Source organism: Paenibacillus sp. FSL H3-0321, assembly GCF_038002865.1.
Classification (GTDB): domain Bacteria; phylum Bacillota; class Bacilli; order Paenibacillales; family Paenibacillaceae; genus Paenibacillus_AQ.
The window spans coordinates 3644379-3659691 of the sequence record NZ_JBBODH010000001.1 but is presented as its reverse complement, the minus strand read 5'-3'; the positions used below and the strand labels follow the sequence as shown (position 1 = coordinate 3659691).

The following is a 15313-nucleotide window of genomic DNA, read 5'->3' as shown; positions in this document are numbered from 1 at the left end:
GAAATAGACAGCAGGCTGGAAGGAGCCGGATGATGGCGGAAGCAATAGTGCATGGAATAATATTGGCTTTTGGGCTTATTTTACCGCTGGGGGTACAAAATATATTCGTCTTTAATCAAGGGGCACTGCATCCGAAATTTCGAAGTGCCCTGCCCGTTATTCTGACGGCTGCCCTGTGCGATAGTCTGCTTATTGCTGCTGCTGTCGGCGGGGTGTCGCTGGTTCTGCTCTCACTGGATTGGCTGACGCCGGTCGTCTTGGGGGCGGGCATCCTATTTCTTTGCTTTATGGGCTGGAAAATATGGTCCGCCGCTCCGGCAAAAGGAGAAGCAAAACGGCTATCGCTGAAAGGGCAGGTGGGTTATACCTTATCGGTGTCCCTGTTGAATCCGCATGCTCTGATGGACACGGTTGGTGTTATCGGCACCAATGCACTGCAATATGCCGGGAGTGAACGCTGGGTGTTCGCGGCAGCTGCCGCAGGGGTATCCTGGGTATGGTTCATCGGACTAGCGGCGGCAGGGAGAATGCTCGGGAAAGCCGACTCCTCCGGCAAGGCGGTCAGGCTGATGAACAAGGCTTCGGCGTTGCTGATCTGGGGAATTGCCCTCTATATGGCCTTTCAATTGTGGGAAAGCTTTTAGCTCCGATTCTGCTATTGTGAGTTGTTTTCTCGAAAAAAAACGGATACCCTGCTGCCTGCAGGGTATCCGTTTTGACTTGCAATCATAAAGGCTAGCCGCCGATTTGCGACATGCGGCGAACCGTCGGAGTATGGCTCTGCGCCTTTTTCTCCAGCGCCAGCGCCATCTCATGGTTATGCGGCTTGTTGCCGAGCGCCTGGCGGAACAGGGCTTGAACCGCTGCCGGATCAGCGGTCAGAGGCCGTACGTTATACTCATCCGCCCAATACAGGCAGGCTTTGATATGACCGTCCGCAGTGAGCCGCAGCCGGTTGCAGTTATCGCAGAAATGCTCGCTGACAGGGTGGATCAGCCCGAAGGTTCCCTGCGCTCCGACCACACGCCGGTTCTGGGATGGGCCGTTGCCCGAGGGCATCTCCGCTTCCTCGGTTGCCCAGCCTGCTTCGGTACAGGCTTCTACGACCGTCTCCAGCGGCAAATAAGTCTGGCGCCAGGAATCGCTTGCGCTGCCGATCGGCATATATTCGATGAACCGCACATTCAGCGGGCTGTGCAGGGTCAGCGAGATGAAATCCTTAATTTCATCATCATTGATGCCTTTCATCAGCACAACATTCAGCTTGATCGGGGAGAGCCCCGCCGCTTCAGCGGCTTCTATGCCTTTCAGCACCTTGGCGACATCTCCGCCGCGGGTAATCATCGCGAAGCGCTCCTGTTTGAGCGAATCGAGGCTGATATTCACCCGCGACAAGCCTGCCTGTTTTAGCAGTGCAGCTTTAGCCGGCAGCATGAGACCATTCGTGGTTAATGATATATCTTTAATACCCGGTATGGCAGAAATCATGGAGACAAGCTTCTCCAGATCCTTGCGGACCAGCGGTTCTCCCCCGGTCAGCCGGACTTTGCTCAGTCCCAGGGGCGCCAGCGCCTCCACCACAGCGGTAATTTCTTCATAGCTCATAATCTCGTCCTGCGGTTGGAATTGCATTCCTTCCGCCGGCATACAATAAATGCAGCGCAGGTTGCAGCGGTCTGTAACCGAAATGCGGATATAGTCATGTAAACGTCCAAAAGGGTCCGTCAGCGGTTCCATAGCGTTGCTCCCTTCATTTGTGTATCTTATTTAAATTTTAAAGATTGCTTCCGCTGCCGTCAATGGTGCCGTACATTGTTAGCTTTCTCGATACGCTCTGTGGGAGTATAACGGTTGTACGGCAGGCAAAAAGAACAACCTAAATAATAGGGGACAAAAGAGGAACGGCAAAGTCTAAATTTGACAATAGTACGACAATTACGGGGAATGGTCATAAAATGCTCACTGAAAGCGCTTTACAATTTCGATATAATTTAGGTGTGAAAGATTCGTCTCTATTCTATGTTCACTTTTGCGCAGCTCACAGCTATGATACCGGGGCATGCACGTGGCAATAACAGCGGGTGCGGCATCCGGTCAAACCAAGTAGGGAGGATTTGCAAAATGACGATAACAACAGTTCCATCACTTGTCGTGCCGGAGGCATTTAGCCGCTGGCTGGAGAGCCGGGGATTAATATATCAGATTTTAGTTGATTTTTACGGGAGAAAACCAACGCTTTCGCTGGTTGCCCAGTGGAGCCGCAACCGCCAAATGAGCGTAGCCGCGGAAATGACGGAGGGCGGAAGAGAGCTGAAGCGTTATCTGTGCAGCCAGGAGCCTGCCCAGCTTCCGCTGATCTGCGAGAAGGAGAACCGCGAATACAAACGGCTGATGAACGAACTGCCGCGTGAAGCTGCCCAACTGGGCCGTGAGCAAGAATTCTGCAACGTGCTCTCCGATGTGTACGCTTCGGCGGGGATCGTGTTCAAGAAATGCGGCGGCGAAGCCGATGACCATATCGCTATTGAGCTGGAATTTATGGCCGTGCTGCATGAACGGATGCTGTATAACAGCTTCTCGGTGAGAAGCGCCATGGAATTGCTGGAAATCCAGGAGAACTTCCTGGAAGAGCACTTACTGAGATGGACACCACAATTCTGCGAAAGACTGAATGCAGCTACAGACAGTCCTTTATATCTGGGGCTCAGCCATATGCTGGAGGAATTTCTGCCGCAGGATCTCCAGATGCTGCGCGCCTGGAAGTCTTCGCTGGAGAGCAGCGCGGCAGCCATGGTTTAGCCTGGATCAAGTAACGGTAACCGGCTGCTATCTATAGACTATGTTTACTTTCATATTAAGCACAAACAAAAGGCGCCTCTCCAATTGTGGAAAGGCGCCTTATTTATGAACTTTTGGTTAGTGTTCTTGAGTTCTATTCAATAACCTTTTTGCTGCGGAATTTCATCAGGAATTCATAGACTACAGGTACAACGACCAGTGTCAGCAGGGTGGAGCTGATCAGACCGCCAATAACGGTCACGCCAAGTCCTTTAGAGATAATGCCGGCGCTGTTCTCAAGTCCTGTAACCAGCGGCAGCAAAGCGCCAATCGTGGCGAGAGCCGTCATTAGTATTGGACGCAAGCGGGTGCCTCCGGCTTCAAGCAGTGCCTGACGGGTAGACATCCCTTCTTTTTCCTTGTGAATTACCCGGTCAATCAGTACGATCGCATTCGTTACGACGATACCGATCAGCATCAGTGCCCCCATCAGTGAAGAGACGTTCAGGGTTTCTCCTGCCAGCAACAGAGCGACGAGTGCTCCGATCACAGTGAATGGCAGTGAGAACAGGATCGCGAACGGTGCCAGACCGCCGCCGAAAGTAACAACAAGCACAAAATATACAATGGCAATAGCGGCCGCCATCGCAAGTCCGAGCTGGCCGAAGGTTTCATTGATTTGTTCGGTAACGCCGCCGAAGGAGATGGTAACTCCGTCAGGCAGCTCCAGGGCTTCGATCTTTTCCTTCACGTCATTTGAAGCGCTGTTTACATCGGTAGCAATGATTTCAGCGGTCACATTAACGCTCATTTTACCGTCAATGCGGGTAATCGAGTCCGGCGATGTGCCGTTCTCAATCTTCGCTACTTCGCCGATCGGCACTGTAAAGCCCAGCGGTGAGGTCAGCGTAGCCTCTTCCATTTCCTGAATACTGCTGTACGTATGAGTGTCGGCTTCAATATAGACATTATAGTTTTTGCCATCCACTTCCACCTCTGTCATTACAGGGCGGGCATTAACCGGACTCAGCTTCATGGCAATCTGTCCGGCAGTGAGGCCAAGCGAACTTAGCTTCGCTTGATCGGCAACCACGGTGTATTGTTCGTAACCTTCAGCAAGGCTGGTTTCCCCATCCTTGAAATTAGCGGTATCTGCATTCACGATGCCTGCTATCTCATCGGCTACCGGTTTCAACTGATCCAGGGTGTCGCCAAAAATATTCACGGTCAGCGTATTGCCGCCAAGGCCTCCGCCCATCATGCCGGACATATCGCCCCACACGCCTTCCGGCACCTCTTTGGTCAGCCCTTCAATCAGATTTTCCTTAACTGTGTCGAAATCTGGAGTATCACTGTCATAGGTAATATAGAAGAGACCTGAATTGCTGGAGCCCATTCCCATAAATCCACCGCCACCGATGGAGTATTGCATGTTGTCGATATGCTCTTGGGCCAGAATGTACTTCTCAGCCTTCAGTCCTTGTTCCTGGACATCTTCAGCGGTTTGTCCGGCTTTAGGTGCATAGGTCATGATGACACTCTTATCTTCCTGTGAAGGCATGAAGCTTACCCCGATTGGTTTGATCAGGAACAAGCTGCCAACCAGTAACAGAACCGCGACCCCGAAAGTAACCAGCTTATGGGAAAGGCACCAGTTCAGAATCTTCTGATAACCCAGAGCCATTTTGCCCGGTTTCTCTTCATGGTTTTTCTTGCCTTTCTTCAGTCCGTTACGGAACAGCGTATGCGCCAGTGCCGGCACAAGTGTAATCGCCACAACCAGAGAAGCGAGCAGGGAGAATACCATGGTCAGTGCAAACGGCAGGAACAGTTCGCCCACCATGCCGCTGACAAAAGCAAGCGGAAGGAATACGGCGATCGTTACAATTGTAGAAGACATAATCGGCACGAACATTTCGCTTGTAGCCGCGCTGATCAGCTCCCGGCCGCGCAGCTTCTCACCCGACAACGTCATACGCCGGTATATATTCTCAATGACGACAATCGAGTCATCGACAACCCGCCCGATGGCGACGGTCATCGCTCCCAGCGTCATCATATTGAGCGTGATATCCATTTGCCGCAGGCATAGAACAGCGATAAGCAGCGACAAGGGGATAGAAATGATCGAGATAATAGTTGAACGGATATTCCGCAGGAACAGCAGAATGATCAGTACGGCGAACAGAGCGCCAAAGACTGCCTTGGACAACATAGTATTTACGGAATCCTCAATCGGCTTGCCCTGGTCAAGCAGAACCGTAAGATCCATAGATTTATACTGCTGCTTTAATTCTTTCGTTGTATCTTTAACGCTGTTTACAACTTCAACGGTGTTGGCGTCATTGGACTTAACAATTTGAATCCCGATAGATTCTTTGCCGTTGGTACGGGAGATGGATTCGGACTTGCCGATAACCTCAATGGAGGCAAGCTCACCCAGCTTCACCGTCGGCAGGCCTGTTGGTACTGCAGCACCTGCGCCCGCGCCTGTTCCAGCGGCACCAGTACCAGTACCGGCTGCACCGGCACCACCGGCAACAGCACCACCACCGGCACTAGCAGCACCACCAGCAGCACCTGAACCTGCTTGTGCACCCGCAGCTGAAGGCACAAGCGGAATCGTCAAATTCTTAAGATCGTCTACTGTGGTAATATTGCCGTCTACAACAACGGCCTTTTGTGATTTCTCCATTTCGAACAGTCCCAGCGGAACACGCAGAGAGGAGGCTTGAACGAGGCCTTTAATGGTATCCTCTGTCAGCCCGTATTGCTTCAGTTTTTCCTGGTTGAATTTCAGGGAGACTTCCTTGACGTATTGTCCGGAAATCTGCACGGAAGCAACACCTTCGATATCCTCCAGGGCAGGACGGATATCATTCTCCGCGATGCGGGTCAGCTCTTCCAGATCCCCGGACTTGTCATCGGACAGACTCAGCGAGATAACCGGCAGTGAGCTAAGGCTGAAGCGGGAAATGGTCGGCTTCTGGGCATCATCCGGCAGAGCGACATCGTTCAGGGCTTCACGAACGGCTGCTGTGGCATTATCCAGATTCGCGCCGTAATCAAACTCGATTTGGATGTTGGAAGCATTCTCGAGCGAGGTGGAAGTGATCATCTTGACGCCATCCACATTGCGGAGCTTCTGCTCCAGCGGCTTGCTGACATCATTCACAACACCCTCCGGTGCTGCACCTGGATAAATCGTTGTTACACTGAGATAAGGTATACTGATATTAGGCAGGGTTTCCTGCTTCATGGTCAGGCCGCTGTACAAACCGGCGAATACGATAATAATGGTTAGCAGCCATATCGCGAATTTGTTCTTAAGCGAGAAATTAATTAAGCTTTTCATAAGTAGTGTTTCTGCTCCTCTCGGACTTTCCTATGGAAAGCCTCTATTTATAATTTACTGGTACTGCCTATCCGGACTTCCTCTCTCTGTTTCCACTTCCTTTGGTCTTAAGGGTTAATATAAACCGCATGTGTTCTGCATGTAAGGAGAAATCAGCTTATTCAAATCCTGCAGTTCCTTGTCCAGTACAGGGTAGCTCTGCAGGTTGGTCAGCATTCCCCGGATAATTGCCTTACGTGGGTGTGGCATGAGAATCTCACTTTCCAGAATCCCCAGAGATTCAAGCCCTTCTTCCAGACTTTGCGTGTCTACGGGAGTAGCGCTGAGCAACACCTTCATTTCTTTAATCAGCTGCAGCGGACTTTTGCGCGGGTTGTCCCCATGTTCCTCGAGCCACTGTGTGAGGTAGGCAGAGGAGATCAGGGGATCAGGCTTATCGGCGAGCAGGCCCGAGACGACGATGTCCAGCAGATCCACAAGATGGTCGGCCATACGTGCGATTGATACAGTTGACCCTTGATTGAAAATAACCCGGATATAGGAGTGGATCATCCCGCTCCCAAGCAGGCTTAGGTCTCCTGTGTAAGCCAGAATATCGGGCCCATACAGGGTTTCGAGTTTATTCTGGAACCAGGTCAGCAGGGGAGCGTTGCTCTTGCGCAGCCATTCCGGCACTTCCATTACGCCTTTTCCGGCAAATTCCTGAATTTGACGCTGCAAAAACTCGCGAAGCTCGTATACATGATTAAGCAGGATCTCGACCTGGTTGCGCAGTTTCTCCCGCGGGCTTCTCCGGCTCTCCAATTCCTCGCGCTGCAGGGGATCACGAATCATGCGGAAGCAATATATGTAAATGCTGCGTTCCAGCTCTTCCTTGGACTTGAACACCAGGTACAGGCTGCCCTTGGAGATTCCGCATAGCTCAGCAATTTCCTGCATGGAGGTGGAGGATGAGCCTTTTACAGCGAATAGCTGCATGGCTGTTTTGATAATCTGTTCTTTTTTGTTTGCGTTTTTGTCAATCACAAAGAGGTATAACTCCTTTCCTGACTATTGGGTTCTGTAAATGACTCTAAGGTCAAGGCGATTATATTATATATTTTGCGGCAATACAAATTTTTGTATGGAGAGTTTAGCTTATTATTGTAATTTTTGTTTTGCGGACGATTCCAGTAGGAAGAAAGAGATTATTCATGTAATATATAAATGTGTCATTTTAGTGATGTACGGAAGAAAGAGAAGGTAGGTTGCATATGAGAAGAGGATTGCAGGCGATAATCATTATCGGGGCTTTGCTGGCATTTTATTATTTTGGTTTTGGTTTACTTGGAAGTACCGCCGGTACGATCATCAGTATTTTCTCCACGTTGACCGTCATCTCGATCGGGCTGGGGATTTTTATGGAGAATCGCAACCCCTCCACAACGATGGCCTGGATTCTGCTGCTTGCGCTGATTCCGGTAGTGGGACTCGTCTTTTATTTCCTGTTCGGACAAAATGTGTTCAAACGGCGTAAATATGATAAGAAGGCCCAGCGTGACCTCATGGCTTATGAACGGATTGAAAATGATGCCCTGCGCATGCACCAGGACTGGTCGGTCTTTGATCCTGCCCACCAGAAGCTGCTGGGATTATCACAAAGGCTCGCGCGGACGCCGGTTTCTTTTAATTCAGAAACGCGGATTCTTACCAATGGGGAAGAAACCTTCGGCACCCTGCTGCTGGAGCTGCGGCAGGCTCAGCATCATATTCATATGGAATATTATATTTTTCGGGCCGACCATATCGGCACCCGCATTCAGCAGATTCTGATCGAGAAGGCCCGTGCGGGCGTTGCGGTCAGATTCATGTACGACGCCGTAGGAAGTATTCAGCTTTCCAAAGCGTTTCTTAAGGAACTAAGCGATGCAGGAGTGCAGGTTGCCTCATACGGCAATTCCACCTCTTTTTTCTCCAGCAGGGTTAATTACCGGAATCACCGCAAAATTGTTGTCATAGACGGCGATGTCGGATTTATGGGCGGGCTTAATGTTGGTGATGAATACTTAAGCCGCAGCAAAACGTACGGCTTCTGGCGCGATACCCACATGCTGCTCAGAGGCGAGGCAGTACGTACGATGCAGATTATCTTTCTGCAGGACTGGATGCATACAACGGGTGAGAAAATACTGGAGCAGGACTATCTCTCGCCGCAGCTGCGGTTCACAGCCGGGGATGGAGCTGTGCAGATTATTGCCAGCGGACCGGATAACGAACGGCGTGCGCTGAAGAATATCTTCTTCTCCATGATTACTTCCGCCGAGAAATCGGTCTGGATTGCCAGCCCTTACTTTATTCCGGATGAGGATATTCTGACGGCGATACGCGTGGCTGCAATGTCCGGGCTTGATGTTCGGCTGCTGTTCCCCGCCAAACCGGATAAATGGCTGCCGTTTCTGGCGTCACATTCCTATTTCCCGGCCTTGCTGGAATCGGGTGTGAAGATCTATGAATACGAGAAGGGCTTCATTCACTCCAAGCTGCTGATTACCGATGGCGAGATAGCCACAATTGGTACTGCAAACATGGACATGCGCAGCTTTCACTTGAACTTCGAGGTCAATGCGCTGCTGCTGCAGACAGAGAGTGTCTCCCGGATCGTTGCTGATTTTGAACGCGATCTGCTGTCTACCCGCCAGATTGTACATGAGACCTTCATGAATAAACGGCTCCTGGAGCGGATGCTGGAATCTGCAGCCCGGCTGATGTCGCCGCTGCTCTGAGCACGGAAAGATAACGGACAAGTAAAAACCGCCGGAAGAAGCTGATTGCAGCTTTCCGGCGGTTTTTGATATGCGGTGAACCTTGCTGCACTGCATCAGTTAACAGGAACTGCTTCATGTTTCTGTAAATCAGAATGTTGTCAGACCCAAGCGGGTCTGCATACGGTAAATAATATATTTGAGCCAGGTCACATCGCTTTGGTAATCCTCCAAGGGCAGACTGTATTCCGCTCCCTCATTGTTCCAAAGTGTGTTGAAGTAGCTCTCCATCTCCGCATAGAGCGGCTGATCCTGCGGCACGGATACCCAAAGATTATTCTCCAGATTGTAATCGTCCAGGTTGCGGGCCGTGAAGTTGGTGGAGCCGCCCAGAACGATTGAGTTGCCGGTCGCTTTGGCAATGAACATGAGTTTGGCATGATACTGCTCTTTGCCCGTATTGTACCAGCGGATGGCAATGTTGCCATCCGAACGCCGGTTCAATTCCCAGGCCACCGGACGGTTCGGGATACCGATTTTATCACGGCCGAAGGCGTTTTGGTTCGGGTCCAGCAGGAGGCGCACCTTTGCGCCGCGTGCGGATGCTTCCTGCAGTGCATCAATAATGGTGTCGTCGGCAAGATAGAACATGCCCATCCAGAGGATGTCGCCCTTCTGGGCCGCACGGATTCCTTCAAGGGCATATTTGTTGACCTTGCCCTCGGTTAAATATCGCACCTCCAGCGTACCGCCTGCGGCAGTTTCACTCCCCGTGAGTACGGGTTCTTTGCCAAGCAGCGGACCTGCTCCGGACAGGTCTGCCGCGGCCTGCTCAGTCTTCAGGATATCGGCAATAACGGGACCGCTTACCTCCAGCGCGATATTGGAATGGTAAGCACTGGCATCGTGGACATTGCCGGAGGAGATCAAAGCTGTATTCTCGCTGACTACAACTTTGCGGTGATTGGCCTTTACATTCAGCAGCTTCATATATGAGCGGGCTGTGATATCAGGCCCTCCGCTGGCCATAAGATTAGGAATCCAGCCTGTACCGGTCTGCCCAAACCACTGCATAAAGGTCCGCCATACGGCAGAGTAGGCAGGAGTGGAGTCGCGCAGCGCGTTTACATCAGTCAGAATGACTTTGATTCCCGCGGCTTTCATCTCTTCCAGCAGAGGATTGGGGGCAGAGCCGTAATTAGTGTTGACCTCATCGGTGATAAAGACAACATCCATAGCGGGGTACGCTATTTTCTGCGCGATAAGCTTATCAGAAAGCTCCCGGCTGACCGCAGGAAACTGCTGATCCTTATGGGTATACCCATTGAACAGAAATAAGTCAACGACCAGAAACTCCCGCGATTCTTCGATAATTTGCAGCATCCTTGGCAGGATCTGCTCTTCCCGGTGCTGCGACCCATTGCCGCCCTGGTAGGTCAAATCATGCCATAAGTGCACATTTTGAACCTTGTACACCGGGCTTTCAGAAGAAAGGCCCGGAGGCAGCGGTTTATGGGTCTGGTAAATCATTACACCGGCTAACCATAACACGAGCACAGCAGCAGCAAGCAGCCATAAGCGACGGCGTGGGAGGAGGCGTTTTTTTGCAGCAAAGGATGAGTCCAATTCCATATTATAAGTAGATTGAAGGGTTCCGGGCATAATGGGATGTTTGCGTCGATTCATGGGTTAATCCTCCTGAGTATGCCGCAGTGTCAAGCCAGTCTTGTAGCCTGCGTTGGCATTGTAACAACCTATTAACGCCCGTGGGGGAGAAGTGAAGCAGCAGCTGCGAAATCGACCAATTTATAGTTTGGATGAACCTCTGATACCTTATGCCATTGTCCTGACGATATACAAGGGGGGACCCCTTTCTGTAAATTGCTCTGCGGCGATGCTATAATGAAGCATGCTATGGAAATGGAGGGAGTCAGGATGAATCTTATGCCGCAGGATGAAGGGCCCCGGCTAGTAAAGGAACGGTTCAGCCCGGAGCCTGGCGGAGATCCGCAGACTGCAGACAGTGCAGGGCATACATCTCTGCTGCCTTCATCCACAACGGGTGAGCGCAAAATTGAGCATGTGCGCCTCTGCCTGAACGAGGAGGTCGGCGGCACCGGGATAACGAGCGGTTTCGAGCATTACCGGTTCCGGCATAATGCGCTTCCGGAGCTGAACTTTGACGATATCGCGCTGCGTACGACCTTCTTGGGGAGGGAGCTGCGTACACCGCTGCTGATCAGCTCCATGACCGGCGGGAGCAAGGCTACCGGGGCAATCAATGCCCGGCTGGCGGAAGCAGCCGAGCGCCGGGGCTGGGCGCTAGGTGTAGGTTCGGTGCGTGCGGCTGTGGAACGCTCCGAGCTGGCCGGGACCTTTCATGTACGCAGCATAGCCCCGGGAATTCCGGTCATCGCCAATATTGGCGCTGTGCAGCTAAGCTATGGCTTTGGCGTGGAAGAATGCCGCCGGGCGGTGGAGATTGCCGGCGCCGACTGGCTGGTGCTGCACCTGAACGGGCTGCAGGAGGTGTTCCAGCCGGAAGGCAACACGGGTTTTGCTTCCCTGCTTCAAGAGATCGAGAAGGTATGCCGGACGCTTGAGGTGCCGGTAGGCGTGAAAGAAGTCGGCTGGGGTATCGATGGCGATACAGCGGTCCGGCTGTACAATGCCGGTGCGGCTTTTATCGATGTGGCCGGTGCAGGCGGCACCTCCTGGAGCCAGGTCGAGAAGTTCCGCAGCAGCGATCCGGTACGGCGCGCGGCGGCGGAGGCCTTCGCCGACTGGGGAATCCCCACTGCCGAATGCATTGCCGAGGTGCGGGCGGCTTCACCGCAGGGCGCGCTTATCGGCAGCGGCGGGCTGAGGCATGGGGTGGACGCAGCGAAGGCGCTGGCGCTTGGCGCTGATCTGGCCGGCTTCGGCCGGAATCTGCTGGGCCCGGCGGTGCAGTCCGAGGAAGCGCTGGACCATGCGCTGGCACAGGTGGAGCTGGAGCTAAGGACGGCGATGTTCGGCATTGGCGCGCCGGATCTTGCAGCTCTGCGCAGCAACCCGCGCCTGATCCGCAAGTAGGGGCGAGCGAAGATTATGGAGTAAGGAAGGATTACAAATCATGATTACATTAGTCCAAATGGACGAAAGTGCTTTTCAATTTTTCTGGAGTCAATCGACCCGCGATTATGCGGAGGATAAGATCAAAGCGGGGGCATGGGATGCCGAGACTGCGCTCAGGCAGTCTCAGGAAGAGATGGTGCGTTTCCTGCCCAAAGGACTTCACACCGAAGGGGCCTATCTGTATTCTGTTATGGAAACAGAAAGCAATACTCAGGCCGGTTATATCTGGTTTAATGTAACGGAAGCACGCACGGGACGGGAAGCTTTCATCTATGATATTTATATTTTTGAGCCGTATCAGGGCAAAGGTTATGGTAAACAGGCACTGCTTGCGCTTGATGAGTCCGCCCGGGAGATGGGTGTTTCCAAAATCGGCCTGCATGTCTTCGGACAGAACAACCGCGCTTTCGAGTTGTACAAAAAGATGGGCTACCTCGTTACGGACATCACCATGTCCAAAACGCTTTGAGAAGCCCGGCTCATCGCAGCACACAGAGACCTCGTAAAGGGGTCTTTTTGGCATTCCCCAGAACGCTTTGGATTAGAAAAATGTGACTTATCTGATTTAATTCGGATGAAAAGGAAAATATGATTGTCTTTATAGGGAGAGATAACTTATGCAAAAGACAATTCATTCTAACAGAGCAACGGTATGTTCAAGCCTTATTCTCTTATTGGCCTTGACCGGCTGTAATGGCGGGAATTCGGGCAATCCGGATGGTGCTGCCGCGTATTCTGATTCAGGATCCGGTTCCGGCACCGCGGCGGCAGAGGTTGCGGCTGCACCTTCAGCGGTGCCGGCTACCGCACTTTCGGCCGAATCCACCTTAACAAAGGAGCAGAAGCATGAGGATTTTGAATACATGTACAAGATTCTGCAGGAAAACTATCCGTTTTTTGAAGTGAACAAGCGGGCAAATGGTGTAGACTGGCTGGCGGACAAAGATAAGTATTTGGAGAAAGTTGAAGGAACTCCGACGGACCTTCAGTTCTATGGAGCATTAAATGAAATCCTCGCGGATTTGCACAATGGACATACCTATATGCTGGAAAGAGAAATGTACCATTATTACCGGCAGATCTTTGATGGCAATCCTGTCTATAAACCATGGAGCGATATCTTGGAGCAGAAACAGGTAAAAGCACGTTACGGAGCTGCCGAAGCTGCGGCCACACCTGAGGAGAGCAGCAGCGGAAGTCAGGCTGAACTCACACAATCCTTAAACCTTTTCCACCGAATCCTTGAACCCGGGAAATCGGCTTATTTGCAGGTGGAAAGTTTCGGGACAGAATACACAGAACAGGATGGGCCGGCCATTGCGGATTTTTTAACCAAGATCAAGGACTATCCAACGCTTATCCTCGACATACGGGGCAACGGTGGTGGAGATCAGTGGTACTGGATGAGCAATATTGTAGCGAAGCTTACGGATAAAAAACTGCCGTATAAAGAATATTTGCTCTTTAGAGGCGGAGATTATGAGCAGCCGTTTCTGGCAAGCAGAGGGTTTGGGGAGGTGCCCGTTAAGGGACTGGAGCAGGAAAAGCTGCCGAAGCTTCCACCTGAAGCTATGACGGATTTCAAATCTTATTTTGTGAATACCTATGATATTACTCCCGACCCTGTAGGGTTTAAAGGCGAGATCTATTTGCTCGTTGACAGGAATGTTTACTCCTCATCGGAGAGCTTTGCGACCTTTGCCAAAAGCACGGGGTTTGCTACCCTGGTGGGCGAGAAAACGGGCGGGGACGGGATCGGGGCCACACCGCTTATCGCCGCTCTGCCCAATAGCGGATTTGTACTCAACTTTCCGGTGGTGCTCGGTCTGACGGCAGATGGATCACCAAATGATGAATTCAAGACCTTGCCTGATGCTGTTGTGAATGCCGAAAAAAACAGAGAATGGCACAAAGACGAAGCGATCCAGAAGGCACTGGAGCTGGCTGCCTCACGGCAATAAGCACGGCTATCTAATGCCAGCCGTCTAACCGCCATGCGCAGGTAAAGGCCTGCTGCTTCCGCCCTTTATCTGACACATCCCCCGGACATCCGCTGTTGCTGGAGATTTTGTTCTAATATATAATGGTTTAGATCATGTCAGTAATTTATGCGGGCGATCAATACAACCGAAAATAGGAGTTGTCATATAAATGGCTTTGAAAGCTGGAATCGTCGGACTGCCAAACGTTGGTAAATCCACTTTGTTTAATGCAATCACGCAAGCGGGTGCAGAATCCGCTAACTATCCTTTCTGTACAATCGACCCTAACGTCGGTGTGGTAGAAGTACCGGACGAACGTCTGGATAAGCTGACCGAGCTGGTGCAGCCGAACAAGACCGTTCCGACGGCTTTTGAATTTGTGGATATTGCCGGACTCGTGCGCGGCGCGAGCAAAGGTGAAGGCCTGGGCAACAAGTTCCTGGCCCACATTCGTGAAGTGGATGCGATTGTCCATGTGGTTCGCTGCTTTGTAGACGAGAATGTAACGCATGTAGACGGCAAGGTTAACCCGATCAGCGATATCCAGACGATCAACTTGGAGCTGATTCTGGCCGATCTGGAAAGCCTTGAGAAACGGATTGAGCGGTCCCGCAAAAATATCAAGGGCGGCGACAAGAAGTATGCCCAGGAAGTTGAACTGCTGGAACGGATCAAGGAAGCCCTGTACGAAGATAAACCGGCACGCAGTGTAGAATTGTCTGATGATGAGCTCCTGATCGTGCGCGATCTGCATCTGCTGACCTTGAAGCCGGTGCTGTATGCGGCGAATGTGGGCGAAGATGAAGTGTCCAGTGCCGACAATAACCCGTATGTCCAACAGGTCCGTGAGTTTGCCGCTGCCGAGAATGCAGAGGTTGTGCCTATCAGCGCCAAAGTGGAAGCGGAAATTGCCGAGCTGGAAGGTGAAGACAAGGCGATGTTCCTTGAAGAGCTGGGCCTGCAGGAATCCGGCCTGAACCGCCTGATCAAAGCAGCCTACAAGCTGCTGGGATTGTATACGTATTTCACAGCTGGCGTGCAAGAGGTTCGTGCCTGGACCATCCGCCGCGGAACAAAAGCACCTGGCGCAGCCGGTGTCATTCATACCGACTTCGAGCGCGGCTTCATCCGGGCGGAAGTTGTAGCGTATGCTGATTTGGTAGCCGCAGGTTCGATGAACGGTGCCAAGGAACGCGGACAGCTGCGTCTGGAAGGTAAGGAATATCTGGTACAGGACGGCGATGTCATGCATTTCCGTTTCAACGTATAAAACGTATAAACAGTCTTTGCTTTGTGTTTAAACGTCAAGAAGGGGAGCCATTTCGGGGTGAATGTTCACC

General features: G+C 51.8%; 11 protein-coding genes. 7 read left to right on the top strand and 4 right to left on the bottom strand.

Going from position 1 to position 15313, the window contains the following annotated elements; all coding sequences use genetic code 11:
* Window positions 1-32 precede the first annotated feature (32 nt).
* Window positions 33-644: a LysE/ArgO family amino acid transporter gene (locus tag MHI45_RS16180; RefSeq protein ID WP_341119191.1), complete on the top strand. Its 612-nt coding sequence runs from the start codon at window positions 33-35 to the stop codon at window positions 642-644.
* Window positions 645-735: 91 nt separating this feature from the next.
* On the opposite strand, the gene moaA is transcribed toward MHI45_RS16180, so the two are convergent.
* Window positions 736-1737, bottom strand: coding sequence for a GTP 3',8-cyclase MoaA (moaA, locus tag MHI45_RS16175; protein WP_076109673.1), 1002 nt, complete (start codon window positions 1735-1737; stop codon window positions 736-738).
* A 384-nt stretch (window positions 1738-2121) separates the two neighbouring features.
* On the opposite strand from moaA, the gene MHI45_RS16170 reads away from it, so the two are divergent.
* Window positions 2122-2799 carry a TorD/DmsD family molecular chaperone gene (locus MHI45_RS16170; protein WP_038597471.1) on the top strand — a complete coding sequence of 226 codons (678 nt, stop codon included), beginning with the start codon at window positions 2122-2124 and terminating at the stop codon, window positions 2797-2799.
* A 133-nt stretch (window positions 2800-2932) separates the two neighbouring features.
* Here the strand turns inward: MHI45_RS16170 and MHI45_RS16165 are convergent, their stop codons facing one another.
* Window positions 2933-6133 (bottom strand): efflux RND transporter permease subunit, encoded by a 3201-nt coding sequence (locus tag MHI45_RS16165; RefSeq protein WP_340896214.1) that lies wholly within the window; start codon window positions 6131-6133, stop codon window positions 2933-2935.
* Window positions 6134-6247: 114 nt separating this feature from the next.
* Window positions 6248-7159 carry a TetR/AcrR family transcriptional regulator gene (locus MHI45_RS16160; RefSeq protein ID WP_076109671.1) on the bottom strand — a complete coding sequence of 304 codons (912 nt, stop codon included), beginning with the start codon at window positions 7157-7159 and terminating at the stop codon, window positions 6248-6250.
* A 227-nt stretch (window positions 7160-7386) separates the two neighbouring features.
* Between MHI45_RS16160 and cls the strand changes: the two genes are divergently transcribed.
* Window positions 7387-8895 (top strand): cardiolipin synthase, encoded by a 1509-nt coding sequence (cls, locus tag MHI45_RS16155; RefSeq protein WP_341119190.1) that lies wholly within the window; start codon window positions 7387-7389, stop codon window positions 8893-8895.
* Between the two features lie 129 nt (window positions 8896-9024).
* Here the strand turns inward: cls and MHI45_RS16150 are convergent, their stop codons facing one another.
* Window positions 9025-10560: a phospholipase D family protein gene (locus MHI45_RS16150; RefSeq protein WP_341119189.1), complete on the bottom strand. Its 1536-nt coding sequence runs from the start codon at window positions 10558-10560 to the stop codon at window positions 9025-9027.
* Between the two features lie 258 nt (window positions 10561-10818).
* Here MHI45_RS16150 and fni point away from each other — a divergent pair, with 258 nt between their 5' ends.
* The 4 genes from fni to ychF all read left to right on the top strand — a co-directional run bounded on the left by fni (window position 10819) and on the right by ychF (window position 15243).
* The gene (fni, locus tag MHI45_RS16145) at window positions 10819-11949 is read left to right on the top strand and encodes a type 2 isopentenyl-diphosphate Delta-isomerase (RefSeq protein ID WP_445667519.1); all 1131 of its coding nucleotides are present in this window, start codon (window positions 10819-10821) and stop codon (window positions 11947-11949) included.
* A gap of 40 nt (window positions 11950-11989) precedes the next feature.
* Window positions 11990-12460, top strand: coding sequence for a GNAT family N-acetyltransferase (locus MHI45_RS16140; protein WP_341119187.1), 471 nt, complete (start codon window positions 11990-11992; stop codon window positions 12458-12460).
* A 148-nt stretch (window positions 12461-12608) separates the two neighbouring features.
* Complete coding sequence (locus MHI45_RS16135; RefSeq protein WP_341119186.1) at window positions 12609-13952, top strand: S41 family peptidase; 1344 nt, start codon at window positions 12609-12611, stop codon at window positions 13950-13952.
* Between the two features lie 190 nt (window positions 13953-14142).
* The gene (ychF, locus tag MHI45_RS16130) at window positions 14143-15243 is read left to right on the top strand and encodes a redox-regulated ATPase YchF (RefSeq protein WP_038597457.1); all 1101 of its coding nucleotides are present in this window, start codon (window positions 14143-14145) and stop codon (window positions 15241-15243) included.
* The last annotated feature ends 70 nt before the right edge of the window (window positions 15244-15313 follow it).

Coding starts and splice junctions, on each gene's coding strand:
- MHI45_RS16180 (WP_341119191.1), top strand. CDS start 33: ATGGCGGAAGCAATAGTGCATGGAATAATATTGGCTTTTGGGCTTATT.
- MHI45_RS16170 (WP_038597471.1), top strand. CDS start 2,122: ATGACGATAACAACAGTTCCATCACTTGTCGTGCCGGAGGCATTTAGC.
- cls (WP_341119190.1), top strand. CDS start 7,387: ATGAGAAGAGGATTGCAGGCGATAATCATTATCGGGGCTTTGCTGGCA.
- MHI45_RS16150 (WP_341119189.1), bottom strand. CDS start 10,560: ATGAATCGACGCAAACATCCCATTATGCCCGGAACCCTTCAATCTACT.
- MHI45_RS16140 (WP_341119187.1), top strand. CDS start 11,990: ATGATTACATTAGTCCAAATGGACGAAAGTGCTTTTCAATTTTTCTGG.
- MHI45_RS16165 (WP_340896214.1), bottom strand. CDS start 6,133: ATGAAAAGCTTAATTAATTTCTCGCTTAAGAACAAATTCGCGATATGG.
- moaA (WP_076109673.1), bottom strand. CDS start 1,737: ATGGAACCGCTGACGGACCCTTTTGGACGTTTACATGACTATATCCGC.
- MHI45_RS16135 (WP_341119186.1), top strand. CDS start 12,609: ATGCAAAAGACAATTCATTCTAACAGAGCAACGGTATGTTCAAGCCTT.
- ychF (WP_038597457.1), top strand. CDS start 14,143: ATGGCTTTGAAAGCTGGAATCGTCGGACTGCCAAACGTTGGTAAATCC.
- fni (WP_445667519.1), top strand. CDS start 10,819: ATGCCGCAGGATGAAGGGCCCCGGCTAGTAAAGGAACGGTTCAGCCCG.